Origin of the sequence: Sphingomonas sp. 35-24ZXX, from assembly GCF_000786215.1 — a bacterium.
Classification (GTDB): Bacteria; Pseudomonadota; Alphaproteobacteria; order Sphingomonadales; family Sphingomonadaceae; genus Blastomonas.
Genome location: NZ_JROG01000001.1, coordinates 1 through 23460 on the forward strand (window position 1 = coordinate 1; position 23460 = coordinate 23460).

At 64.0% G+C, this 23460-nt stretch carries 24 protein-coding genes; 7 read left to right on the forward strand and 17 right to left on the reverse strand.

Features of this window, described 5'->3' with window-relative positions:
- Positions 1-302 (reverse strand): hypothetical protein (locus LI72_RS00005; protein ID WP_197051745.1); only part of this gene is annotated, 302 nt, incomplete at its 3' end.
- 549 nt (positions 303-851) lie between these two features.
- Between LI72_RS00005 and tgt the strand changes: the two genes are divergently transcribed.
- Positions 852-1994 carry a tRNA guanosine(34) transglycosylase Tgt gene (tgt, locus tag LI72_RS00010; protein ID WP_033923876.1) on the forward strand — a complete coding sequence of 381 codons (1143 nt, stop codon included), beginning with the start codon at positions 852-854 and terminating at the stop codon, positions 1992-1994.
- Between the two features lie 68 nt (positions 1995-2062).
- On the opposite strand, the gene LI72_RS00015 is transcribed toward tgt, so the two are convergent.
- Complete coding sequence (locus tag LI72_RS00015; RefSeq protein ID WP_033923877.1) at positions 2063-3658, reverse strand: sensor histidine kinase; 1596 nt, start codon at positions 3656-3658, stop codon at positions 2063-2065.
- Complete coding sequence (locus tag LI72_RS00020; RefSeq protein WP_033923878.1) at positions 3658-3948, reverse strand: NepR family anti-sigma factor; 291 nt, start codon at positions 3946-3948, stop codon at positions 3658-3660. The genes LI72_RS00015 and LI72_RS00020 overlap by 1 nt, the downstream gene beginning before the upstream one ends.
- Before the next feature lie 251 nt (positions 3949-4199).
- On the opposite strand from LI72_RS00020, the gene LI72_RS00025 reads away from it, so the two are divergent.
- Together LI72_RS00025 and LI72_RS00030 are read left to right on the forward strand one after the other, a co-directional pair.
- Positions 4200-5012 (forward strand): response regulator, encoded by an 813-nt coding sequence (locus LI72_RS00025; RefSeq protein ID WP_033923879.1) that lies wholly within the window; start codon positions 4200-4202, stop codon positions 5010-5012.
- A gap of 157 nt (positions 5013-5169) precedes the next feature.
- Positions 5170-7191: an alpha/beta hydrolase family protein gene (locus tag LI72_RS00030; RefSeq protein ID WP_052129342.1), complete on the forward strand. Its 2022-nt coding sequence runs from the start codon at positions 5170-5172 to the stop codon at positions 7189-7191.
- Between the two features lie 57 nt (positions 7192-7248).
- Here the strand turns inward: LI72_RS00030 and rpsD are convergent, their stop codons facing one another.
- The gene (gene rpsD / locus LI72_RS00035; protein ID WP_033923880.1) at positions 7249-7863 is read right to left on the reverse strand and encodes a 30S ribosomal protein S4; all 615 of its coding nucleotides are present in this window, start codon (positions 7861-7863) and stop codon (positions 7249-7251) included.
- A gap of 236 nt (positions 7864-8099) precedes the next feature.
- On the opposite strand from rpsD, the gene LI72_RS00040 reads away from it, so the two are divergent.
- Positions 8100-8411, forward strand: coding sequence for a chorismate mutase (locus LI72_RS00040; protein WP_033923881.1), 312 nt, complete (start codon positions 8100-8102; stop codon positions 8409-8411).
- A gap of 48 nt (positions 8412-8459) precedes the next feature.
- Here LI72_RS00040 and LI72_RS00045 read toward each other — a convergent pair whose 3' ends face one another.
- The 8 genes from LI72_RS00045 to LI72_RS00080 all read right to left on the reverse strand — a co-directional run bounded on the left by LI72_RS00045 (position 8460) and on the right by LI72_RS00080 (position 15287).
- Positions 8460-9530, reverse strand: coding sequence for a TrmH family RNA methyltransferase (locus LI72_RS00045; protein WP_081984475.1), 1071 nt, complete (start codon positions 9528-9530; stop codon positions 8460-8462).
- Between the two features lie 2 nt (positions 9531-9532).
- On the reverse strand, positions 9533-10000 hold the full coding sequence (gene nrdR, locus LI72_RS00050) for a transcriptional regulator NrdR (protein ID WP_033923882.1): 468 nt from the start codon (positions 9998-10000) through the stop codon (positions 9533-9535).
- Positions 10001-10017: 17 nt separating this feature from the next.
- Positions 10018-10242 (reverse strand): hypothetical protein, encoded by a 225-nt coding sequence (locus LI72_RS00055; RefSeq protein ID WP_033923883.1) that lies wholly within the window; start codon positions 10240-10242, stop codon positions 10018-10020.
- A 3-nt stretch (positions 10243-10245) separates the two neighbouring features.
- Positions 10246-11556: a serine hydroxymethyltransferase gene (gene glyA / locus LI72_RS00060; RefSeq protein ID WP_033923884.1), complete on the reverse strand. Its 1311-nt coding sequence runs from the start codon at positions 11554-11556 to the stop codon at positions 10246-10248.
- Between the two features lie 52 nt (positions 11557-11608).
- On the reverse strand, positions 11609-12055 hold the full coding sequence (gene rpiB / locus LI72_RS00065) for a ribose 5-phosphate isomerase B (protein ID WP_033923885.1): 447 nt from the start codon (positions 12053-12055) through the stop codon (positions 11609-11611).
- Between the two features lie 129 nt (positions 12056-12184).
- The gene (locus tag LI72_RS00070) at positions 12185-13645 is read right to left on the reverse strand and encodes a S41 family peptidase (protein WP_033923886.1); all 1461 of its coding nucleotides are present in this window, start codon (positions 13643-13645) and stop codon (positions 12185-12187) included.
- A 56-nt stretch (positions 13646-13701) separates the two neighbouring features.
- Complete coding sequence (locus tag LI72_RS00075) at positions 13702-14259, reverse strand: isoprenylcysteine carboxyl methyltransferase family protein (protein WP_081984476.1); 558 nt, start codon at positions 14257-14259, stop codon at positions 13702-13704.
- Positions 14256-15287: a type III polyketide synthase gene (locus tag LI72_RS00080; protein ID WP_081984477.1), complete on the reverse strand. Its 1032-nt coding sequence runs from the start codon at positions 15285-15287 to the stop codon at positions 14256-14258. Before LI72_RS00080 ends, LI72_RS00075 begins: the two co-directional genes overlap by 4 nt.
- A gap of 220 nt (positions 15288-15507) precedes the next feature.
- Between LI72_RS00080 and trxB the strand changes: the two genes are divergently transcribed.
- Positions 15508-16473, forward strand: coding sequence for a thioredoxin-disulfide reductase (gene trxB / locus LI72_RS00085; RefSeq protein WP_033923887.1), 966 nt, complete (start codon positions 15508-15510; stop codon positions 16471-16473).
- A gap of 144 nt (positions 16474-16617) precedes the next feature.
- On the opposite strand, the gene LI72_RS00090 is transcribed toward trxB, so the two are convergent.
- The 5 genes from LI72_RS00090 to LI72_RS00110 form a co-directional block, all read right to left on the reverse strand.
- Entirely contained in the window at positions 16618-17268 is a 651-nt protein-coding gene (locus tag LI72_RS00090) for a hypothetical protein (protein ID WP_156139414.1), read from the reverse strand.
- 405 nt (positions 17269-17673) lie between these two features.
- Positions 17674-18495, reverse strand: coding sequence for a hydrolase 1, exosortase A system-associated (locus tag LI72_RS00095; RefSeq protein WP_033923889.1), 822 nt, complete (start codon positions 18493-18495; stop codon positions 17674-17676).
- Positions 18492-19187, reverse strand: coding sequence for a hypothetical protein (locus LI72_RS00100; RefSeq protein ID WP_033923890.1), 696 nt, complete (start codon positions 19185-19187; stop codon positions 18492-18494). The genes LI72_RS00095 and LI72_RS00100 overlap by 4 nt, the downstream gene beginning before the upstream one ends.
- The gene (locus LI72_RS00105; RefSeq protein ID WP_052129344.1) at positions 19184-19486 is read right to left on the reverse strand and encodes an acyl carrier protein; all 303 of its coding nucleotides are present in this window, start codon (positions 19484-19486) and stop codon (positions 19184-19186) included. Before LI72_RS00105 ends, LI72_RS00100 begins: the two co-directional genes overlap by 4 nt.
- Positions 19487-19525: 39 nt before the next feature.
- The gene (locus LI72_RS00110) at positions 19526-20527 is read right to left on the reverse strand and encodes a GNAT family N-acetyltransferase (protein WP_052129424.1); all 1002 of its coding nucleotides are present in this window, start codon (positions 20525-20527) and stop codon (positions 19526-19528) included.
- Positions 20528-20602: 75 nt separating this feature from the next.
- On the opposite strand from LI72_RS00110, the gene LI72_RS00115 reads away from it, so the two are divergent.
- Positions 20603-22141: an acyl-CoA ligase (AMP-forming), exosortase A system-associated gene (locus LI72_RS00115; protein ID WP_033923891.1), complete on the forward strand. Its 1539-nt coding sequence runs from the start codon at positions 20603-20605 to the stop codon at positions 22139-22141.
- Positions 22138-23364, forward strand: a complete 1227-nt coding sequence (locus tag LI72_RS00120) for a pyridoxal-dependent decarboxylase, exosortase A system-associated (protein WP_033923892.1) — start codon at positions 22138-22140, stop codon at positions 23362-23364. Before LI72_RS00115 ends, LI72_RS00120 begins: the two co-directional genes overlap by 4 nt.
- Positions 23365-23460 lie beyond the last annotated feature (96 nt).

Below are 23460 nucleotides of genomic sequence, written 5' to 3' on the forward strand. Positions count from 1 at the left end.
GAATCCCTTTTGTCAACACAGCCTAGGATCGGGTTGTAACGATTCATCTGCGCAGCGATCAGTTTGCGCTCCCGCAGCGAATTCTTGAGCGTCATCGTCTCGGGTGCGGGAAATACTGCGTAAATTGCTGATGCCACTTCGGCGGGAAGAACGTCATCGATGTAGAAATAGCCGATGTCTGGCTCCGAGGCTACGAATTGCGCTCGAAGATCATCCCTGGCGGCAACCAAGCGCTCGATAATCAGGTCAGCAAGCCCACATCGATCGGTCTTGTATTCGAGTATTGCAGCAGTCATCGGCATGGCCCCGGATGTGGGGCAGTAATAGCCCCATATTTGTGGAAAAAATCTCTAGAAAGCCGACTCCAATAGAGTCGCAATCGTCAGACGCTAATACATTGTACTAAAAAACCCCAAATGTTTTTTAGTATCTTGCAAAAATGTGTATTGCCATGGAAAGGTTTGTCGATCAAATTTGCAGAATTTCCGGAAATCCAAGGCAAAATACGGCATAGCGCTTGGTATTAAGCCTCATTATGACGTGATTTTTCGACAAATTACGGCTTCCCAACAAAAAATATAACGTAAGTTATTATTCTGTCAGAGTAAGCGGGTTGGCTGGGTGGCCTCGTGTGCCAAAACTGACTCATCCCCCAAATAAAGGGGGTGAGTACTGACAGGGACCGCATCCATTTTATTGGTACGGCTGCTTTTGGAATACGGGCTGCACCCCTTCCCGGTGTTGAGGGCAGGAGCGCTACGCCACGGATCGACTCGACGGCGGGGTGCGCGGGCTCGGCATGTTCGTCAAACCTTTGCCCCTCTCAGCCAAAGCGGCTAAGGCGCGCGGCCATGACCGAGAGCCAGCCCAGATTCGCCTTTTCGATCACCGCGCGCGACGGCAAGGCGCGGCTGGGCGAGATTGCCATGCAGCGCGGCAATATCCGCACGCCCGCGTTCATGCCGGTCGGCACCGCCGCGACGGTGAAGGGGATGAAGCCGGCGGAAGTCCGTGCGCTGGGTGCCGACATCATCCTGGGCAATACCTATCACCTGATGCTGCGTCCGGGCGCCGAGCGGGTGGCGAAGCTGGGCGGGTTGCATCGCTTCATGGACTGGTCGCGCCCGATCCTCACCGACAGCGGCGGCTATCAGGTGATGAGCCTGTCTGCGCTGACCAAGATCACCGAAGAGGGCGTCGCCTTCCGCAGCCATCTGGATGGCTCGCGCCATATGCTGAGCCCCGAGCGCTCGATGGAAATCCAGCGGCTGCTGGGGTCGGATATCGTGATGGCGTTCGACGAGCTGGTGCCCGCCACCGCCGAGCGCGATGTGCAGGCCGCGGCGATGGAGCGCTCGATGCGCTGGGCGCGGCGGTCGCGCGAGGGCTTTGACAGCGGCGGCGATCATGCGGCACGCGCCGCGCTGTTCGGCATCCAGCAGGGCTCGCTCGACGAACAGCTGCGCCGCCAGTCAGCCGATGCGCTGCGCGATATCGGCTTTGACGGCTATGCGATCGGCGGGCTTGCAGTGGGCGAGGGGCAGGAGGCCATGTTCGGCGTGCTCGACTATGCGCCCGGCCAGCTGCCCGATGACCGGCCCCGCTATCTGATGGGCGTGGGCAAGCCCGACGATCTGGTCGGCGCGGTCGAGCGCGGGGTCGACATGTTCGATTGCGTGCTGCCGACGCGCTCGGGTCGCAACGGCCAGGCTTTCACCTGGGACGGGCCGATCAACATCCGAAATGCCCGGCATGCCGAGGATCAGGCCCTGCTGGACGAGGCCTGCGGCTGCACCGCCTGCACCCGCTTCAGCCGCGCCTATCTGCACCATCTGGTCAAATCGGGTGAGATGCTGGGCGCGATGCTGATGACCGAGCACAATCTGCGCTTCTACCAGGACCTGATGGCGGGCATGCGCGCTGCCATCGGCGAGGGGCGAATGGCACAGTTCGGCAACGACTTCCGGGCCAGATATTCCGCCCGGCAAGGCTGAAGGCGCTGAGATATCCGGTCAGCAGCGCGATATTCCGACACAGGCCTGCGCCGGAACCGTCACAACCTTCAGATCTTGGCCGGAACGAACACCGGTACCGCGATTGCGATGCACTCAAACGCCGTATCGCGGTCTAGCGGTGCGCGCAGCTGACGGGCGAGGCCGGTCATCACGCGGTCGATTCCGTCGGCCAGCATCGCTTCCAGCTCGGGGTTGGGGCCCAGCGCGGGCGATGCGATGCGCAGCACGATCTTGGCGGGCTCGTCGCTCTTGCGCACCGCGGAAATGCGGATCGGGGCTTCGGGGCGGGTGAGGTGGATCAGCTCCAGAATTTCGGTCAGCAGGAACGCGATCGGCACGCCGACATCCTGGCTGACCTGGACGTTGTCGATATCGATCATGATGTCCGGGCTGTCGGACGCATGGCCATTGCCGGCATGTTCGAAGCTGCCCGCCAGTTCGCCCACCAGCGCGCGCAGGTTGATACCTTCGTTGTGCTCGGTTCCGGCAAAGTGATTGCGATGCACCACCGCCAGCGCATCCACGCGCCGCTGGATCTTGCCATATGCCAGCTTGGCCTGATCGGAATCGGCGGTGCGGGCGTGGAGGTTGATGAGGCTGGCGATGATCTGGAGGTTGTTCTTGACGCGGTGGTGCACTTCGCGGGTCAGCATGATCTGCTGCTTGAGCCCTTCGTCCAGTGCCTCACGATCGACTGACACCCTGTGCGCCAGCGCGACAAACCCCTGATCGAGCTCCTCGATTTCGCTGGCGTTGAACGCGGTGCGCGCCATTGGAGCCAGCTGCTCGCCGGTTTCGTACATCCGCACCTTGCGCTGCAATTGCGTGAGCGGGCGGATCAGCATGAAGTTGACCACCAGCCAGCCGATCAGCGCGGCAGCCAGCAACGTGATGAATGGGATGATCTGCGCGAGGAACTCGGGCGGGCTCTGCTTGGGCCGCACATAGCGCAGATCCAGGTTCAGCCCGGAGATATCGCCCTGTGCGGTCATCAGCGCGTTCAGCCGCCGCTGCCAGTTCGTTGGGATTTCAGTCAGCGGCAGGACGGTCGATTGCGACCGCAGCTCGAATTGCGACAGCGGCACGTCGTCGACCGGATCGGCGAGCGTGAACAGGCTGTCGGCGGGATAGAAGGCTACCGCGCGGGCCACCGACACGCGGCCGCGCATCGTGAAGATTGCGCCGTTGGCTTGCAGCGACAGGCTGGCGGCTGCGGCCCCGGCGCTGGTGGAGGCGTCGCGCATGCTCCTGGGCACCGCGCCAATCTGGCACGAGGGCGGCCCACTGTTGGCGGCATAGAGCAGCGCGGCAAAGCGGGTCTGCTGGGCTCCCAGCTGTTCGCGCAGGTTCAGGCAGATCTTGGCAGGATCTTCTCCCAGCGCGATCTGCGAGGCGGCGGCGCTGAGAATCGCCATGTCATTGGCAACGGCCGCGTTGAGGCGCAGGCCGGCATCGTCGACATTCTTCTGGAGAAGGCGGTTGCGTTCGTCAGTGGCGGTATCGGCCAGGCTGCGGTTGGCGATCACCGAACCCAGCGCGAGCGGCAGGAGCGTGACGGCCAGAATGAAGAACAATCGGGTGCCGATGGAAAGGCGTGCAATCGGCGCCAGGAAAGGCAGCTGGGCCCGGCTGGTCGTGGGCATTATTTCAGCTGCTTGAGCAAATCCAGAAAATCGTCTGGAATCTCCTCTTCCAACGTACGCTGGTAAACGGATTTCAGCGCGTCGCCGATCATGTGCGTCTTGCCGTCCTCACCTGCGGAAGCGTCGGCTTCCCCGCTGCCATCAAGCGACGTCGGATCGGAAGGGCCCGGTTCGGCAGAAAGGGGTGCGTCGACAAGCCGAGGCTTGGCCGCTTCCCCGTTCGGGCCGGTGTCCCCGGCTACGGGTTTCTTCCCGCCGGACTGATCGTCATTTTTACGATGCACGAGCATCCCATCCCGCCTGTTGAATTTCCGTCCCGAAATGGGCTTAGCAAGCCGTCCCAACCCTGCCAAGCCCGCAAAATCGTGCGGGATTGAGCATAAACGTCTCACACGAGGAAACAAACTGCGGCGCAGATTGTTCCTTGCCTGAGGTTCGGTTTGTCACGTTTCACATCCGGCATCCCTGCGGTTATCCCGGTTTTGACACGGGGGCCCGAAGGCCATAGACACGGCACCTGCCGATTAAGGAGTTTCAATTCATGTCCCTGGGCCAGACGCTCGCTCCCCATCTTCCGCTGTTGCGGCGCTACAGCCGGGCTCTTGCCGGCGATCAGCACCATGGCGATGCCTATGTAAAGGCCACCTTGCAGGCGATCATCGCTGCGCCTGACCAGTTTCCCAGCGACGTCGATGCGCGGCTTGGCCTGTACCGCGTGTTCCAGGTGATCTGGAGCTCGACGCATGACAACCGGCATGAATCGGACAGCTTCGATGCCTATCCCGATGCCGACGATGACGCCCGCCGCCTGCTGGCAGAGCAGCGGCTGGGCCGCATTCCGCCGCTGTCGCGTCAGGCGCTGCTGCTCACCGCGATGGAAGGCTTTTCCAATTCGGATACCGCCTATCTGATGGGCCTTGATGATCGCACCGTGTCGGGCCTGGTCAGCGAAGCGCTCAGCGAGATCGACAGCCAGATCAAGGCCAAGGTGCTGATCATCGAGGACGAACCGATCATCGCGATGGATATCGAGACGATCGTGCGCGATCTGGGCCATGATGTCACCGGCATCGCCGTCACCCGCGACGAAGCGGTCGAGCAGGCGCGGCTGCACAAGCCGGGTCTGGTGCTGGCCGATATCCAGCTGGCCGACGACAGCTCGGGCATCGATGCGGTGGCCGATATTCTGCGCGAAATCGCCGTTCCGGTCATTTTCATCACTGCCTTCCCCGAGCGCCTGCTGACCGGCGAACGCCCCGAGCCCGCGTTCCTGATCACCAAGCCGTTCCACCGCAACACGGTCCGCGCGGCAATCAGCCAGGCGCTGTTCTTCTTCGATCCCGAGATGGTGTAATCTTCCAAATCACTCCATTTTGAAGATAATTTGATCTTTCATGAAAAGGCGGGCCTTGTGCCCGCCTTTTTTGTTTGAATGTTCACCATGGCGCTTGCCTGTTGCTTGGCCCCGCGTCAGTTTCCTTCCCATGACTGCCAAGGGGAGTGAATCCGGGATGCGTTTTTCGATCAGGGTTGCAGCGTTGACCGCCGTTCTGCTGGGGGCTGCCGCGCCCGCCGGGCTGGTGGCGCAGGAGCAGCAAGCACCGCAAACGGCTGACATGGCGCAGCAGTTCGGTGCACTCGAGATGGTCAAGGATGCCAGCCTGTCGCCCGATGGCAAGCGGCTGGTCTACCTTTCCCCGACTCGCGGCCAGGGTGTTGCGGTGATGGTCGCGGATCTGTTCCCCACTCCCCAGACCCCGCGCGGCGTGTTCCGCGTTGATGGCGAACCTGAACGAATAGAATCCTGTCACTGGTCGGGGAACGATCGGCTGGTGTGCAGCCTGATCGCATCGGTCATGGTGGAAGGCCGGGCGCTTTATGCGTCCCGGATGATTGCCGTCGACGCGGCGGGTGGTGAAGTGAAAGTGCTCGGGGTGCGCAAGAGCGGATCGGGCATGCGGCTGGGCGTTGCCCTGAATGGGGGCAATGTCATCGACTGGAATCCGTCCGAGGACGGGCATGTTCTGATGGTGCGCGACTATATCCCGCAGGAGGGGATCGCGTCTTCGGGCGCGGGAACGCTGATCACCCAGAAAAAGGCGGGCATTGGCGTCGATCTGGTGGACACCCGCACATTGCGCAGCCGGACGGTCGAGCAGCCTGACCTCGAAGCTTCGGAGTTCATCTCGGACGGCTTTGGCAGAGTGCGGATCAAGGGCGCGGTCTCGTCACGCGAAGGTGCCGAAATCGGCTTGCGGCGCTATTACTACCGCAAGGCCGACAGCAAGGCATGGCTGCCGCTCAGCACTGTGGACAAGGACCGGCAGGGATTTGACCCCTATGCCGTCGATCCGGCGCTCAACATCGTCTACGGGCTGAACCGCGTGGATGGTCGCCTGGCCGCGTTCAAGCGTTCGCTGGATGGAAATGACACGGAAACGCTGGTCTTTGCGCATCCGCAAGTCGATGTTAGCGGCTTCGCGCGGATCGGCAGGCGCGGACGGGTGATCGGCGTGCGCTATGCGACCGATGCCAGCAAGATCCACTATATCGATGCCGATGTGCAGAAAATGGTCGACCAGTTGGGCAAGGCGATACCGCATCTGCCCATCATTCAGGTGGTCGAATCCAGCGAAGACGAGCGCAAGATGCTGATATGGGCCGGCAGCGACACCAACGCGGGCCGACTGTTCCTGTTCGACCGGGATGCCAAGACGCTGGGCAATCTGCTCGCGCTGCGACCGGGGCTCGAGCAGGTGGCGCTCGGCAAGATGCAGTCGATCAGCTACCCGGCGCGCGATGGGACCGCGATCCCGGGTTATCTGACGCTGCCACCCGGCAAAGCCGATGTCGCAGGGCTGCCAGTGATCGTCATGCCGCATGGCGGGCCCGAATCCCGCGATTACTGGCGTTTCGACTGGCTGTCCCAATTCTATGCCCAGCAGGGTTACGCGGTTCTGCAACCCAATTTTCGGGGATCATCGGGCTATGGCAAGGGCTGGTTGCAGCGCAACGCCTTCCAGGACTGGCAGACCGCGATTGCCGACATCAACGATGGCGCGCACTGGCTTGCCAAGCAGGGCGCCGACGCCAAGCGGATGGCGATCGTGGGCTGGTCCTATGGCGGCTATGCGGCGTTGCAGTCCAACGTGCTGGAGCCAGACCTGTTCAAGGCCGTCGTCGCCATCGCGCCTGTGACCGATCTCGCACTGCTGCGCAGCGACAGCTATGGCTGGTCGGACTATGTCGCGCTGCGCAATTATCTGGGCGAGGGCAAGCATATCAAGGAAGGCTCGCCGGCGCAGAACGCAGCGGCCTTCAAGGCCCCGGTGCTGATGTTCCATGGTGATCTCGACCGCAATGTCGACATCGGCCACACGAGGCTGATGGACGCCAAGCTCAAGGACGCGGGGCGCCGAACGGAACTGCACGTCTACAAGAACCGCGACCATTACCTGGAAGATGGGGATATCCGCGCAGAGATGCTCAGCACCAGCGCGGCGTTCATCGCAAAGGCCTTTGCCGGATTGTGATACAAAAAAGGCGGGCCGCTTGGCCCGCCTTTTCGTGTTTCGGTCGGTTGGATCCGATCAGCGCGAATAGAATTCGACGACCAGATTCGGTTCCATCTTCACCGGATACGGCACTTCGTCGAGCGTCGGAATGCGGGTGAAGGTGATCTTGTCGGTGCCATCGGGCGCGACATAATCGGGGATGTCACGCTCGGCCAGGCTCTGCGCTTCGATGACCAGCGCCATTTCCTGCGCCTTCTTGCCCAGCGACACGACGTCGCCCGGCTTCACCTTGCGCGATGCGATGTTGCACTTCACGCCGTTGACGCGGATGTGGCCGTGGCTGACGATCTGGCGCGCTGCGAAGATGGTCGGCGCGAACTTGGCGCGATACACGACCATGTCGAGGCGCTGTTCCAGCAGACCGATGAGGTTCTGGCTGGTATCGCCCTTCATGCGGCTGGCTTCGGTGTAGTTCTTCTTGAACTGCTTTTCGGTGATTTCACCGTAATAGCCCTTGAGCTTCTGCTTGGCGCGCAGCTGCAGACCGAAGTCCGAAACCTTGCCCTTGCGACGCTGGCCATGCTGGCCGGGACCATATTCGCGCTTGTTGACGGGAGACTTGGGGCGGCCCCAGATGTTCTCGCCCATGCGGCGGTCAATTTTGTACTTCGAACTGTTACGCTTCGACACGTGTGTTTCTCCAATTTGCTGCCCGAGAGATCGGGCGGGGCCGGCCCCGAAAAGGCCAGGTTTGTCCCGGATTCGCGCCATGGAGCCGAACATGCACCATGCGGCCGCTGCTTCACCGGGGGTGCAGGGCCAATTGCGAAGCGCGGCCTATGGCGACACGGGGACAAAGAGTCAACCCGCCGCTCATCGCCTCGACCCGCCTCGACAGGCGCCGACCGGGAGATTATGCGGGAGCCATGTCAGACACCATCAAATCGCCCGAAGACTGCATAACCATGACCGATGTCCGCGCGGGCGTCGATGCGCTGGACCGCGAACTGATCGCGCTGCTCGAAACCCGCTTCGGCTACATGCGCGCCGCCGCCCGGATCAAGCCAGAGCGTGCACAAGTGCGCGACGAGGCGCGCAAGGCCCAGGTCATCGCCCAGGCCAAGGCCGCAGCGTTCGATGCGGGCGTGCCGGTGGGGCTGGTCGCAGACTTCTGGGAGCGTCTGGTCGAGGCCTCGATCGCCTATGAGGGCGAGCATTGGGAATTGCTGCGGCGGTAGGGAGAAGTAGACCGAATCTCTCACTGCCCCCCAAGCTCAACTGCTTGATCACTCCACCGGCTTGCGCTTGTCCTTGGCCAGCGTGCTCAGCACGCCGCGGAAGGTGCGGACCTCATTGCTGTTCCATTGCGGCTTGGTCAGCAGGTTGCGCAGCGTCCGCCGCGTCATCGAGGCGCGGCCTTCGGGGAAGAAATAGTTCTTCGCCTCGAGCATTGAGCACAACTGCTCGAACATGCCGTCCAGCTCTTCCATCGGCGCGGGCGGATCGAGCTCGACCTCGGTGGGTGATGATACGCTATCGCCGCCGCCGGTCTTGGACCATTCGTACGCCACCAGGATCACCGCCTGCGCCAGGTTCAACGACCCGAACTGCGGGTTGATCGGCACGGTGAGGATCGCATGCGCGATGGCGACGTCCTCGGTTTCCAGCCCCGAGCGCTCGGGGCCGAACAGGATCGCGCTGCGTCCCGGCGCGGTGACGATCTGGCTGGCGGCGACGGCAGGGGTCACCACCGGCTTGGTGACGCCGCGCTTGCGCACGGTGGTCGCATAGACATGATTGCAGTCGGCGACCGCATCGGCGACCGTTTCGAATACCTGCGCCTGTTCGAGCACGATGTCCGCGCCCGACGCCGCCGGGCCCGCTGACGGATTGGGCCAGCCATCGCGCGGGGCGACCAGCCGCAGTTCGGTCAGCCCGAAGTTGAGCATCGCGCGCGCCGCCTTGCCGATATTCTCGCCCAGCTGCGGCCGGACCAGGATCACGATGGGCTTGCGCAGGTCACCCGGCATGGCGTCCCTTGCAGACTGGAGATTGCGCGCCGCCTTGCTCTTGCCAAGCAGCATCTTGCGTGCGCGTTCGGACAGTGCGCCGTAATCCTGCCGGATCAGCGCCTCCTTCTTGGCGCGGCTCCAGCCCTTGATCTGCTTGTCGACCGCCTGCGCGTTGTCCGCAGTGGCGAAGTCTTCGCTCCATACCAGCTCGACCGGCTGACGCGCCTTGGTATAGCCGGGGACATTGCCCGTCTGGTGCGCCGCGACATCCGCGTCCAGATTTTCGCCGTGGCCGACGAAATACGATCCGTCGCCGCAGCGCAGGATATAGGTATAAAATGGCATGATCAGGCGCCGCCGCCGCCAACGTCTTTGACGGTGCTGGCGAATTCCTCGAAGTCCTTGGCTTCGCTGAAATCGCGGTAGACGCTGGCAAAGCGGATATAGGCAACGCTGTCGAGCACGCGCAGCCCGTCCATCACCATTCCGCCGATGTCGCGCGAGTGGACCTCGTTTTCGCCCGAGGTCTCGATCTGCCGCTGGATGCCCGAGACCAGCTGGTCGATCCGCTCCTGGTCGATGCCGCGCTTGCGGCAGGCGACTGCGACCGATTTCTCGATCTTGGCGCGGTTGAACGGCTCACGGCGGTTCTCGCTCTTGACCACCATGATGTCGCGCAGCTGGATGCGCTCGAACGTGGTGAAGCGCGCGCCGCAGCTTTCGCATTGGCGCCGACGACGGATAGCCGCTCCGTCCTCGGTGGGGCGGCTATCCTTGACCTGGCTGTTTTCGTGCGCGCAAAAGGGGCATCTCATCGGTTAGCGTATGCCCTTCAGGGACGCAGACGCTTGTAGAGCATGAAGCCTGCCCCGGCGATCAGACCCACGGGCCAGCTCACCACCGGCAGCACCGCGCCCGCCACAGCGCCGATCGCGCCTGCGGTCAGCACCGGCTTGGTCGAAGGGTGCGCCATGCCCTGCTTGGCCATGCCGACGATTTCCTCGCGCGCATCGCCGAGCAGGTCGCCACCATTGTTCGGATCGTCAGGGTTCTGCATGGTTCAAAGCTCCGGATAGATGGGGAAGCGGTCGCACAGCGCTTCGACGCGCTGACGGACAGCGGCCTCGACTTCCGGATCGCCATGTTCGCCCTTCTGGCGCAGGCCATCGAGCACGTCGGCAATCATGTCACCGATCTCGCGAAATTCGGCGACGCCAAAGCCGCGCGTGGTGCCCGCAGGGCTGCCGACGCGGATGCCGCTGGTCTTGGTCGGCGGCAGCGGATCGAAGGGGATGCCGTTCTTGTTGCAGGTGATGCCCGCACGCTCGAGCGCCTCGTCGGCATCCTTGCCGGTGACGCCCAGCGGGCGCAGATCGACCAGCGCCAGGTGGGTGTCGGTACCGCCCGCGACGAGGTCCGCACCGCGTTCCTTGAGGCGGCTGGCCAGCGCCTTGGCATTGTCGATGACCGCGCGCGAATAGCTCTTGAACTCAGGCGTCAGCGCCTCGCCGAACGCGACGGCCTTGGCGGCGATGACATGCATCAGCGGGCCGCCCTGCAGACCCGGGAACACCGCCGAGTTGAGCTTCTTGGCGAGCGCCTCGTCATTGGTGAGGATCATGCCACCGCGCGGACCGCGCAGCGTCTTGTGCGTGGTGGTGGTGGCGACATGCGCGTGCGGGAAGGGCGAGGGGTGGACGCCTGCGGCGACGAGTCCCGCAAAGTGCGCCATGTCGACCTGGAAATAGGCACCGACCTCATCGGCAATCGCGCGGAACTTGGCGAAATCGATGTGGCGCGGATAGGCCGAGCCGCCCGCGAAGATCAGCTTGGGCTTGTGCTCCAGCGCCAGACGACGGACTTCGTCATAATCGATCAAATGCGTGTCGGGGGTGACGCCATACTGGATGGCGTTGAACCACTTGCCCGACATCGCGGCGCGCGCGCCGTGCGTCAGATGGCCGCCGGCATCGAGCGACATGCCCAGGATGGTGTCGCCCGGCTTGATCAGCGCCAGCAGCACCGCGCCATTGGCCTGCGCACCCGAATGCGGCTGGACATTGGCATAGGCGCAGCCGAACAGCTGGCAGGCGCGATCGATGGCGAGCTTCTCGACATCGTCCGAAGGCTCGCAGCCCTGGTAATAGCGCTTGCCGGGATAGCCTTCGGCATACTTGTTGGTGAACACCGATCCTTGCGCTTCCAGCACCGCTTTGGAGACGATGTTTTCCGATGCGATCAGCTCGATCTGTTTCTTCTCGCGGCGCACTTCCTTGGCAATGGCAGCGGCCACGGCAGGGTCGGTGGCGGCAAGGCCTTCGCTGAAAAAGCCGGAAGAACGAATTTCATGGATCGCAGGGTTGGTGGACATTCAAGGCTCCATCGGGACAGGCCCCATTTGGGGGACTGGGATTCGGGTTGTATCAGGCCGGGGTCAATTTGGCGACGCGCCTTTCGTGGCGGCCGCCCTCGAAGGGCGTGGCAAGGAAGGTGGCAAGGCAGTCCTTGGCGGTATCGATACCGATCAGCCGCGCACCCATCGCGATGACGTTGGCGTTGTTGTGCTGGCGCGACAGGCTGGCGGAAAGATGGTCGGAGACAAGCGCGCAGCGGCAGGCCGGGTTGCGGTTGACCGCGATCGAGATGCCGATTCCCGATCCGCACAGGGCGACGCCGAACTCGGCCTGGCCGCCTGCGACATGATCGGCCAGCTTGAAGCCGTAATCGGGGTAATCGACGCTGTCGGCACTGTCGGGGCCAAGGTCGGTGACGCTATGGCCCTGCTCGCGCAGCCACGCGGCCAGCTCTGCCTTGAGGCCGACCGCGGCATGATCGGATGCCAGCGCGATGGTGCGGGGGGACAGGGTCATGATCAGCGATCCGGGTCAGTTCATGGGCCGCGGGCGATTCCCCGCTTCGCGCGCTATCTAGGCGACCGTGCGGCGCGATGCCACCAGTGATTGTGGGTCGGTGGCAGTTTTATGACGGGGCCAGATGGCTCAGAACAGCCCCGGCACCTCCCGCTGCGCCGGGCTGGGGGCGTCGGGAACCAGCAATTCGCGGTCGCTGGCGATCATGCCGCGCTGCGACTGGCCCGCGATATTGCCCGATGGCCCGCTCAAGGTGATCGCGGTGCAGCTGCGCCCGGCGAGGAAATCGAGCGCGCCACGGATCGAGGCTTCCTGCGGATCGCCCAGGGGCCGGGTCAGGTCGTCCGCCGCCTGGCAGGTGACGTCGAGCGTGCTGGCCAGGCCGTTGAAATATTCGCCCTGGTTGCGGCTGTTGACCGAACTGAAGGCGACCACGCGCACCCGGTCGTCGCAGGCACTGCGATCGAGCGCGATCTGCCCGACCGGCTTGCCGAAGGTGTTCGCCCCGATGAGCGCGAGATTGCGGCCGAAATAGGGGGCCATCGAGTTGATCACCAGTTCGCTGGCGGACGCGGTGGCACCGGTGCCGATGAAGGCGATCTTGACCGGGCTCACCGATTCGGCGCGCGGGGCAAAGAACACATTCTCGTTGCGCGATGCCTTGGATGCCCGGAAGCGAACGCCGGAATACAGCTCGCTGGAAGAGCGGTTGCCGCCCAGCAGATCGCCCATCAGCTCCGCCGTCGAGACCAGCCCGCCGCCATTGTAGCGAAAATCGATGATGAATTCGGTGATGCCCGCGCTGCGGAAGCTGGCAAAGGCCTGGCGCAGCGGCGCATCGGCCGAGGAAATGAAGGTGCGCAGGTTGATATAGCCGATCTGGCGGCCGCCATCCTGGATGATCCGCGAGCCATAGCGGCTGGAGACGGCGGGCAGATCGAACACCGCCTTGGTCACGCTGACCTCGCGCGATACGCCATTGCGTGCCAGCCGCAGCACCCGGGTGAGGCCGGCAGTATTGGGGCCCAGCGCGGTCGTCACGCCCGCCGAGCCTTCGGCGGAAATGATATCGCTGACGGTGCGCAGGTTGGCGCTGCTGGTGCCGATCGCCGTGATCTCGTCACCCCGGTCGATCCCTGCGGCCAGGCCCGGCGCACCTTCAAAGGCTTCGCTGATCAACACCCGGCGGGCCGTCGCATCGATCGCGAGACGGATGCCGATCCCGGCGCTCTCGCCGCTCGCGAGAAAGGCATTTTCTTCCGCGATCGAGGTAATGAAGGTGAAGAACCGGTCCTTGCCCTGCGACCGGGCGGTGGCGGTGAGCGCATCGATATAGCCCTGCACCGTGGTGAAGCTGCCGGGATTGGCGCTGGTCACCAGCAGTTCGGGGAAGAGATACCATTCGTCGAGCACCTCTCGGGCGAAGGTCTGGCGGTTGGCAAGCGAACAGGTGGGGCTGGGCGTCGGGCTGGGGGCAGGGGCCGCTGCCACCGGAGTGGGCGTTGGCGCAGATGCGCTGTTGCCGCCACCACCTCCGCATCCGGTGAGCAGCAGGGCAGAGCTGGCCAGCAGGCCGACGAGATGGCGCATGTATCTGTGTGTCCAAACGAACGGTGATGACCCGTACATTAGGGCGGCACGCGCGCTCAGGCGACAGGTTTTTGCGTTTCTCGCTGATGGAGCGCCAGGTTCTCGGTGCGGATCCTGACGAACAGGATTCCGGCGTTGAGCACGGTCCACAGCATCGCGATGCGAAAATGACCGAAGATCAGCGGGATCGTGAGGATTTCGAGCGTCACTACCCAGTAGTTCGGGTGCCGGACCAGTCGATAGGGGCCGCCGCTGATTCGCGGGAAATCGGGCGAAGAGATGATCCGTGTGGTCCAGTAGGGCCCCAGCGTTGCCAGCACCCACAGCCGGGCGATCTGCAGCAGCGCGAAGACGACCAGCAACGGCCACAGCATCGGCGCTTGCGGCGGCGTGATCAGCCACAAGGCGAGCAGGAAGCTCGCGTGGATGCCGACCATCAGCGGATAATGGCTGCGGCCAAATTCGACCGCGCCGCGCGCCAGCAGCGCCTTGGTGTTGCGCTGGGCATAGACCAGCTCCAGCAGCCTTTGCGCGGTGAGCAACGCGAGAACGGCCCAGGCCGCCGCCCAGCCGGGCGTCCACACAAAAGGCGCAAGCTCGGCGATGCCCATCATCGGTGCAGCACCCCCATCGCACCGGTGAAGCCGGGGCCGAGCGCGGTCATCAGCAGCGGGCCGGTTGCGCCGCTCGCCAGAATCCGCTCGAGCACGAAGTGCACCGTGGGCGACGACATGTTGCCATGATCGGCCAGCACCCCGCGGGTCATCGCCAGCCCCTGCGGCAGGTGGTCGAAACACTCTTCGAGCGCATCGATCACCTTGCGCCCGCCGGGATGGCATGCGGGCTCGGTGAGGCTGGCCTTGTCCAGCCCCTCGCGCGCCAGAAAGCCATCGACCACCGGGGCGAAATGCTCGCGCACGAAACTCGGCAGGTCGCGCGACAGGATGAGGCCCAAGCCCATCGTGTCGACATCCCAGCCCATCATCGCGCGGCTGTCGGGCCAGGTGTGCTGGGCAAAATTCCCGAGCGCCGGGCCGTCGCCATCCGCCGACACCACCACCGCGCTCGCGCCATCGGCAAACAGGGTGGACGCGATTATCGCCTTCTTTTCCATATCGCCGAAGCGGAAGGCGAGCGAGCACAGTTCGAGCGTGAGCAACAGCACGCGGCGTCCGGGGTCCGCGCGGACCATGTCTGCTGCGACCTGCAGCCCCAGCACGCCGCCCGCACAGCCATAGCCGAACAAGGGCAGGCACATCGCGTTCGGCCTGAAGCCCATCGGTTCCAGCATCTGGCTGGGGATCGATGGCGTGGCGATGCCGGTGGAGGACACGCAGACGATGACGTCGATCTGGTCCGGGGCGAGCCCGGCCCTGGCCAGCGCCTTGCTCGCCGCTTGCTCCAGCAGCTTCTGCCCTTCGGCGAGGTACACCGCATTGCGCTGGGGGAAATCGGCGCTGCCCAGATAGAATTCGGGCGGCTGCACGATCGCGCGGCTGTTCACCCCGGTGCTGTCATAGATCGCCGCGACGCGCGCGGGAAGACCACGAGGGCTCGCGCTCGCCACGACATCGCGGACCTGGTGCTGGGTGATCGCATGCGGCGGAACCAGGGTGGCGATGGACTGGATGCGGGGCAACATCGGCTTTAGGTGGCGCTGCGCCGGGGCCTTGGCAAGGGAATAGAACGGGGAGCGGCACAATCGCGCCCGCCTCGCGAATCCACCTTGGCAGGCCCGCGACAAATTGCTTTAGCCTCGGGCCAACTTAATCTTGTGCCGCGTGTCCGTGCTGCGCCTCTTGCGGGCGGAGCCACCGCGTTCCACATGCCGTATCCGTCATTCATCAGAAAGCCGCTTTGCCATGTCCGAAACGATCAAGACCCGCATGCTGATCCTGGGCTCCGGCCCCGCAGGTCTCTCCGCCGCGATCTATGGCGCGCGCGCGGGCCTCAAGCCCATCGTCGTGCAGGGTCTGCAGCCGGGTGGGCAGCTGACCATCACCACCGATGTCGAGAACTATCCCGGCTTCCGCGATGTCGTGCAGGGCCCTTGGCTGATGCAGGAAATGCAGGCGCAGGCCGAACATGTCGGCACCACGATGATCTATGACACCATCGTTTCGGTGGATCTGTCGCGCCGTCCGTTCCGCCTGACCGGCGATGGCGGCACGGTGTACGAGGCAGAGACTTTGGTGATCGCCACCGGCGCGCAGGCCAAGTGGCTCGGCGCACCCGGCGAGCAGGAACTGGGCGGCAAGGGCGTTTCAGCCTGCGCGACCTGCGACGGCTTCTTCTATCGCGGCAAGAAGGTTGCGGTGATCGGCGGCGGCAACACCGCGGTCGAAGAGGCTCTGTACCTCACCAACCATTCGGACAATGTGACGCTGATCCACCGCCGCGATTCGCTGCGCGCCGAAAAGATCCTGCAGGAGCGCCTGTTCGCCAACCCCAAGATCAATGTTCTGTGGAACAAGGGCGTCGAGCGCTTCGTCGGCGGCGGCGAGCCCCATGGCCTTGTCGGCATCGACCTCAAGGACACGGTGACCGGCGAAACCTCGCACCTCGCGGTCGACGGCGGCTTCGTCGCCATCGGCCACGCGCCTGCCACCGAACTGTTCAAGGGTCACCTGCCGCTCGACCGTGACGGCTATATCGAAGTGACCCCGGGTACGCCGTTCACCAGCGTCCCTGGCGTGTTCGCCTGCGGCGACGTGATGGACAAGGTCTACCGCCAGGCGGTGACCGCGGCGGGCACCGGCTGCATGGCCGCGCTGGATGTCGAGCGGTTCCTCGCGGAAGCGGACTTCGAGGCGATTGCGGCGGAGTAAACCGCAGTATTTCCCCGTCATTCCCGCGAACGCGGGAATCCCGCTATTGCGCGAACATCGAGTAGAAGCGGGACCCCCGCCTTCGCGGGTTGACGACATATGTTGGCGGCGAGAATTTGGGTGGCTAGGTTTGCTGAGCGCGGCTCATTCTTTACGATAGAGGCGGCTCGCAACCTCGGGGTTAAGCTCATATTTGTCCGGCAGTAAAGGTACGAACGGGGCGAAGGCGGCGTCAAGCTTCAAAGCATTTGCTTTCTCTTTGGAAATACAGGTGCCGCTATCTGGTACCATATCCTCGTCTACCGCCAGATACGCTGTCTGAGTTTTGGATTTATCGATAAATAATTTTCGATCTGGGAATGAATCAGAACCGGTATCTGCACATCCAATCGCATGAGCGATGATTAATTCATCGACTGTGCTCCATTTTATGTTCCAGGATAGCTGATTTAGCTTATCAATAATACGGTCAATCTCTGCCGACGTTAGATTGAGCTCGATGCGAGCGACCTTTGGCTCCTCTGAAATTTCCTCGTCATCCCTGTCAGGCGCATAAGCTATGGCCCTTCCACATCCATGGAAAAGAGAGTTTTGGACATACCAACTTATTCGAGCTTTACCTGTTCGTTCGATAATAATTTCGCGCTCGAGTGGGCAGTCGCCAAGCAACGCTAGCCGGCCATGCTCTACGCTACGGACATACATGATCCCTTTGACACCCTCGAGCCGGTTCGGCCCACCGCCGGAGGTTGCGGTGCCCAATGCTACACAGATCGCCATCAGTGTGGCTGTCATGACAGCTATCGCCGTGCCGCTTTGCATGCGGTCATGGTAATATGCGGAAATAAAAATTGCACTGCTCTATTCTCGCCGCAGCGGCTTCTTGTTTGATGGATAAGCTGTTTTCCAGAAACGCCCCCTAGCCGCTATCCTCGTCCGTCATCTTGACCTTGTTTCAGGACGCATCGTGCTCCAACAGCCGACGGCGCGCCGGGAGAAGTGGGCCCTGAAACGAGTTCAGGGTGACGGGTTGGTATCCGGGTCGGTTGGCGCGAGGCCTTCGACAGGCTCAGGCTGAGCGGGGGTGGGTTGATTGCGCTTTACCTTGTTCGCTCTGCTGTTTTCCGGCGAAGGCCGGAATCCAGTGCGGTTATCGTGTAACCTACCTCCTGGGCTCCGGCTTTTGCCGAACAACGGATGCTATTGAAGCGCCTCCAGTATCCGCGCCCGCAACCATGCCTTGTCGTCGGCGCTCGCAAAGCTGTGCGAGCCGCTGTCGAGGCGGGCCATCGTGATGTTCGGATTGGCGCGGGCGGGGGTGAAGGCTTCGCTGTCCCAGTGTTCGAGGAACCACAAAGCGGTGCGGTCGTGTTCGGCGACGAGTAGCTTCGTCGGCAGCGGCATCGCAGCCAGCGCCGCACCCAGCCGCGCCGCCAGCCCGGTGACCTCGGCCTTCGCGGTCGCCTGGCGCAATCCGCGCACCAGCTTGCCGAGGTTGACCCCGCCGCTCGCCAGCCGCCACAGTTCGCGCGGGTCTTTGAGCTTGGCAAGATAGCGGCTGCGGATCGCGCCTGCGGTCATCGTCGCAGCGGCTTCGTCCTCGTCGCTCTCGGCGCCGTCGGTCTCCAGCGTCCACATGTTGGCGAGGATCAGCGCGTCCACGCCCGCCGCCGGTCCGTAAAGCGCGAGCGAACTCGCCGCATCGCAATTGCCGAACGCCACCAGCCGGGTGAGCGAAGGGACGCGCGCGCGCATCGCCTGCACCGCTGCGGCGATATCGTCGGCGCTGGATCCAAAACCCGCGTTTGCGCCGCTGCTGTCGCCGATGCCGCGTCGGTCATAGCGCATCACCGGATGGCCTGCCGCCGCGACCGCCGCGGCCAGCGCCGTCATCCCGGCATGCGCGCCCGAGCGGATTTCGTTGCCCCCGCTGACGATCAGCAGCCCGGTGGCGCCGTCCGCCTCGTCGAGCGTTGCGGCCAGTGTCTCGCCCGCGCAGGCAAAGGTGAAATGCTGCCTCATCCGCGCATCCAGCCCGCGATGTCTTGCGCCATCGCCGCCGCCATCGCGGGATCGTGCGCAGGCTCGGCGCGCAGCCACAGCGGTGCGCCGTCAATGCGTCCGTCGCATTCGAGCGGATCGTCGGCAAAGCGCACCAGCCGGATCGCGCCTCCGCCCGCCGGGGCTGCGCTGTCGAGCTCGCAGATCATGCAGGGCGAGAGGCTGTTGCCCGCAAGCTCGATGCCGTGCGCGCGTGCGCTTTCCATCAGAGCGTCGCTGCTGCTGGTGATGCCCGCTTCACGGTCGCTGGCAATCTTCGTGCGCAGCATCGTGCGCAGCAGCTGTCCGCCCTTGACCGGGGCCAGCCGCCATCGGGGCAGGTCGCCCAGCGCGCCGTCGATCAGCGCGCCGCCCCGGATTGACGCGACATGGCTGACGGGCCCCAGTTGTTCGGCGCACGCGATGAGCGCGGCTTGCCACAGGCTGATGCTGGCATGCTCCAGCGGGGCGGGGCTTTCGTTGCAACCGGGAAGATCGGGCAGCAGGCTGGCGACGCCAAGTTCGGCCAGCGTCCGCGCGCACTCCACCATCAGGTGGCGCACGCGGTTGGCCTCATCAAACAGCGGCGGCAGGATCAGCAGCTTCGGTGCATCGTCCGGCCCGAAGCGCAGGCACAGTTCGTCGTTGCCGTCGAACCGGTAAGCCCCAATCACGCGGCGGCCTTGGCCCGCGCGAAATCGACCAGATTGCCGAAATTCTCGAACAGCTCGCCGTCGACCTCGTCATCCTCGATCAGGATGTCGAGCCGGTCTTCCATCTCGGTGAGCAGGCCTGCGACCGCCATGGAATCGAGCTCGGGCAGCGCGCCGAACAGCTCGGTGTCGCGGTCGAAGCCCGCCACCTGCTCCTGCGACAGGCCCAGAATGTCGCGCAGCACCTGACGCACTACGGTTTCGATGGCGTCGCTGTGTCCGCTGGTCTCGATTTCGCTCACATATCCCTCGCTGGCCATGGCCTTTGCGGCCTTCCCCCTTGCCCTGTGCAAGCGGCCTTAGTCCTTTGAAAAACGGGCGGCAAGCCCTGCGACGCGGCTCCTGGCCATGTAGGGCCAGGCCTTGGGCGACCGCGGCCAGATCAGTTCGAGCCGGTAGCGCGGCCGCACAGCCTCCATCCAGTCGCGCTTGTAGGCATCGCTGCCGGTGCCGAAATCGACCAGGTCGACGCGGTCGGTGTCGATGACATGCTGGAAGAGGGCGTGCGTCAACAGCGTGCCGGGCGAGGCCTGGATATGGCGTTCGTCATGCGCCAGCTTGTGGATATAGGCGGTGCCGTTTTCCACCGTCCAGAACTGCGCCGCGACCGCCTGACCATCGATGCTGGCGATGCCCATGCGCAGCCGTCCGGCCTCGGCCTCGCGCTGGGCGAGCCAGCGCAGGAATTCCGGGTTGCCCTCTTCGGGCTTCCAGCTGCGCGCGTAGATCGTCTCGTAATCGGCCCAGTCCTGCGCGTCGAACCGGGTCTCGATGCGCAGGGTGACCACGCCCTTGTTGCCCTTGCGCTTGACGGTCGAGCGCAGCTGGCCGGGGCGGGTGGCCCAGTAGTCGTCGAAGCTGCGGCCGCCGAGATACAGCACATGGTTCTCGTTGCATTGTTCCTGGCGCACGGTCCAGCCGACGCTGGCGAAGGTTTCGGCGATCAGCCGGGCCGATCCGCATTCGTCCGGCACGGGCGACATGATGATGCGGTGGGTCGTCTGGCTGAGCTTTTTCGCGACCCGGGTCATCAATGTCCGCTTGCGCGCCGCATCGGGCGCGCCGCCAAAGACCGGGCGCCAGATGAAGCTGTACCAGTTGGCCATGGCCATGAGGCCCGAGCGGCCATTGTCGACCAGATGCAGCTTCACCGCGTCGCCGTCCATCGCGGCATAGGCAATATGCGGGGCGTGATCGGCCAGGCAATGACGGTGCAGGCCGTCGAACCACAAGGCGCGATCGAACAGGCCGATGCGATCTGGGTCACAGGCAGCAGAAACCCGGTGCGCTATCGCAGGCATGGGGTTATCATGATATTCATCATTCAACGTCATGAACCCCATGATACCGCGTCTTCCCAATAAGCCAGGCCGTTCGTGATTTCTCTCGATCCCACTCCGCAACCGCTCGATCATCTGGCGCTTCGAGGCGAAGGCTCTGCCAGCGCATTGCTGCTGCGCGAAGAGACCCTTAGCTACGACACGTTAAACTTGCGTATCGGTTTGCTTGCCCATTGGTTAACCACGCAAGGGCTGACGCATGGCGACCGGGTGGCGACATGGCTTCCCAAGAACGAGACCACCTGCCTGATGCCGCTCGCTGCCGCAAGGGCAGGGCTGGTGCATGTGCCGATCAATCCGGTGCTCAAGCGCGCGCAGGTCGCCCATATCCTGGCCGATAGCGGCGCGAAGCTGCTGATATCCAATCCGACCCGCATCGCCACGCTGATCGCGGATGATGTGGCTGATGCATGCACGGTGATTGAGGACGATGTTGCCAAGGCCGCCTGGAAGGCAGGCGCAACCGGCATGGCCGCTTCCGCACACGATCCGCACGACCTGGCGGCAATCCTCTATACCTCGGGCTCCACCGGCAAGCCCAAGGGGGTGATGCTCAGCCATGCCAACATGTGGCTCGGCGCGATCAGCGTCGCGAACTATCTGGGGCTGGAGGCTGACGACCGCACCTTGTGCGTGCTGCCGCTGAGCTTCGATTATGGCCAGAACCAGCTGCTCTCCACCTGGGCGGCGGGCGGGGCGGCAGCACCGCTCGATTATCTGATGCCGCGCGATGTCATCAAATCGTGTGCGCGCCACAGCATCACCACGCTCGCTGCGGTCCCGCCCTTGTGGACGCAGCTGGTCGAGATCGCATGGCCCGCTGAGGTGACGGCGACGATGCGGCGGCTGACCAACAGCGGCGGCGCGCTGAGCCCGGCATTGGTCAAGCAGCTGCGGGGCATATTCCCCGAGACGCGCATCTTTGCGATGTACGGCCTCACCGAAGCGTTCCGCTCGACCTTTCTCGACCCCGCGTTGATCGACGGCAACCCGACCTCGATCGGCACGGCGATCCCCTTTGCCGAGATCCTGGTGGTCAACGATGCGGGCGACGATGCGGCTCCGGGCGAAGAGGGCGAGCTCGTGCATGCAGGGCCGCTGGTGGCGCAGGGCTATTGGCAAGATGCGGTGCGCACCGCCGAACGCTTCAAGCCCGCGCCCGGCTTTTCGGTGCATGGCGGCATGGCCGTGTGGTCGGGCGACCGAGTGCGGCGCGACGAACAAGGGCTGCTCTATTTCGTCGGGCGGCGCGATGCGATGATCAAGTCCTCGGGCAACCGGATCAGCCCGGCGGAGATCGAGGATGCGGCGACATCGACCGGGCTTGCCGCCGAGGCGGTGGCGCTGGGCGTGCCCGATCCGCAGCTGGGCCAGGCGATCCTGCTGCTGGTGCGCCCCGCGCTGGTACCGCAGCCCGACCAGCTGATCGACGACCTGATGATTGCGCTGAAACGGGAATTGCCCGCGTTCATGCTGCCCAAGACCATCGAGCTGTTCGACAGCTTCCCCAAGAACCCCAATGGCAAGATTGACCGCGCTTTGCTGGTCGCCCGGATCGAGGAACGTTTCGCATGAAGCCTTTGGGACCCATTCCACCGGGCTTTGCAGCCATCGATGGCGAGCTGGCGGTGCAGGGCATCAAGGCGAGCGACTTGGTTGAACGCGCCGGCGACAGCCCGTGCTTCGTCTATTCGTCGGACCTGCTGCGCGCGCGCGTCGCGTCGCTGCGCGCGGCAATGCCGCAGCGGCTGTCGATTCATTATGCGATGAAGGCCAATCCGTTCGCGCCTGTCTTGCAGCTAATGGCCTCACTGGTCGATGGCATCGATATCGCGTCAGCGGGCGAGCTGGTGCTGGCACAGGCGGCGGGGGCAGACCCTTCGAAAATCAGCTTTGCCGGGCCCGGCAAGCGCGACCGTGACCTTGAGGCGGCGATTGCCGCCGGTGTCACGCTCAACCTCGAATCCGAGGGCGAAGCAGACCGCGCGCTCGCCATCGGCCAGCGAATCGGCGTGCAGCCGCGCCTGGCGGTTCGGGTCAATCCGGATTTCGACCTGCGCGGATCGGGCATGCGCATGGGCGGCGGGGCCAAGCCGTTCGGTATCGATCAGGACCGCGTGCCCGCCTTGGTGAAGCACATTCTGGGCGAAGGCGCGCACTGGCGTGGCTTCCATATCTTTGCAGGGTCCCAGGCGCTCGATGCCGATGCGATCATCGAAACCCAGGGCAAGACGCTCGATCTCGCAGCCACGCTGGCGGAAGAGGCAGGCGCGCCGCTCGAGCATCTCAACCTCGGTGGCGGCATGGGCATTCCCTATTTCCCGGGAGACACGCCGGTAGACATCGCCAAGGTTGGCGCGGCGTTGAGCGAACGCTTTGCCGCGCTGCCCGCGACGCTGGCGGACACCCATTTCGCAATGGAGCTCGGCCGCTGGCTGGTGGGCGAGGCGGGGGTGTACCTGACCCGCATCGTCGACAGGAAGACCAGCCATGGCGAGCTGTATCTCGTCACCGATGGCGGTCTGCATCACCAGCTGGCCGCCAGCGGCAATTTCGGCACCGTGGTGCGGCGCAACTATCCGGTCGCGATCGCCAGCCGCTTCGATACAGAGCCTGCCGAAGAGGCCAATGTCGTCGGTTGCCTGTGCACCCCGCTCGACCGGTTGGCCGACAAGGCGCTGTTGCCCGCAGCTCAAGTGGGCGATCTCGTCGCCGTATTCTGCGCCGGTGCCTATGGTGCCACCGCCAGCCCGTCCGATTTCCTCGGCCATGGCAAGGCAGCGGAACTGCTGGTTTAGAGCACTTGCCGACCATTCTGGGTCACCGGGACGGAGCCGATTTTGGCCGAGTGCAAGGATCGAGGAGGGAGCCATGCAGGCGCATAGTGACCAACG

What these genes read in the sequence shown, in the direction of transcription:
- tgt (WP_033923876.1), top strand. Translation starts at nt 852, where the DNA reads ATGACCGAGAGCCAGCCCAGATTCGCCTTTTCGATCACCGCGCGCGAC.
- LI72_RS00015 (WP_033923877.1), bottom strand. Translation starts at nt 3,658, where the DNA reads ATGCCCACGACCAGCCGGGCCCAGCTGCCTTTCCTGGCGCCGATTGCA.
- LI72_RS00020 (WP_033923878.1), bottom strand. Translation starts at nt 3,948, where the DNA reads ATGCTCGTGCATCGTAAAAATGACGATCAGTCCGGCGGGAAGAAACCC.
- LI72_RS00025 (WP_033923879.1), top strand. Translation starts at nt 4,200, where the DNA reads ATGTCCCTGGGCCAGACGCTCGCTCCCCATCTTCCGCTGTTGCGGCGC.
- LI72_RS00030 (WP_052129342.1), top strand. Translation starts at nt 5,170, where the DNA reads ATGCGTTTTTCGATCAGGGTTGCAGCGTTGACCGCCGTTCTGCTGGGG.
- LI72_RS00040 (WP_033923881.1), top strand. Translation starts at nt 8,100, where the DNA reads ATGTCAGACACCATCAAATCGCCCGAAGACTGCATAACCATGACCGAT.
- LI72_RS00045 (WP_081984475.1), bottom strand. Translation starts at nt 9,530, where the DNA reads ATGCCATTTTATACCTATATCCTGCGCTGCGGCGACGGATCGTATTTC.
- nrdR (WP_033923882.1), bottom strand. Translation starts at nt 10,000, where the DNA reads ATGAGATGCCCCTTTTGCGCGCACGAAAACAGCCAGGTCAAGGATAGC.
- LI72_RS00055 (WP_033923883.1), bottom strand. Translation starts at nt 10,242, where the DNA reads ATGCAGAACCCTGACGATCCGAACAATGGTGGCGACCTGCTCGGCGAT.
- glyA (WP_033923884.1), bottom strand. Translation starts at nt 11,556, where the DNA reads ATGTCCACCAACCCTGCGATCCATGAAATTCGTTCTTCCGGCTTTTTC.
- rpiB (WP_033923885.1), bottom strand. Translation starts at nt 12,055, where the DNA reads ATGACCCTGTCCCCCCGCACCATCGCGCTGGCATCCGATCATGCCGCG.
- LI72_RS00070 (WP_033923886.1), bottom strand. Translation starts at nt 13,645, where the DNA reads ATGCGCCATCTCGTCGGCCTGCTGGCCAGCTCTGCCCTGCTGCTCACC.
- LI72_RS00075 (WP_081984476.1), bottom strand. Translation starts at nt 14,259, where the DNA reads ATGATGGGCATCGCCGAGCTTGCGCCTTTTGTGTGGACGCCCGGCTGG.
- LI72_RS00080 (WP_081984477.1), bottom strand. Translation starts at nt 15,287, where the DNA reads ATGTTGCCCCGCATCCAGTCCATCGCCACCCTGGTTCCGCCGCATGCG.
- trxB (WP_033923887.1), top strand. Translation starts at nt 15,508, where the DNA reads ATGTCCGAAACGATCAAGACCCGCATGCTGATCCTGGGCTCCGGCCCC.
- LI72_RS00090 (WP_156139414.1), bottom strand. Translation starts at nt 17,268, where the DNA reads ATGACAGCCACACTGATGGCGATCTGTGTAGCATTGGGCACCGCAACC.
- LI72_RS00095 (WP_033923889.1), bottom strand. Translation starts at nt 18,495, where the DNA reads ATGAGGCAGCATTTCACCTTTGCCTGCGCGGGCGAGACACTGGCCGCA.
- LI72_RS00105 (WP_052129344.1), bottom strand. Translation starts at nt 19,486, where the DNA reads ATGGCCAGCGAGGGATATGTGAGCGAAATCGAGACCAGCGGACACAGC.
- LI72_RS00110 (WP_052129424.1), bottom strand. Translation starts at nt 20,527, where the DNA reads ATGCCTGCGATAGCGCACCGGGTTTCTGCTGCCTGTGACCCAGATCGC.
- LI72_RS00120 (WP_033923892.1), top strand. Translation starts at nt 22,138, where the DNA reads ATGAAGCCTTTGGGACCCATTCCACCGGGCTTTGCAGCCATCGATGGC.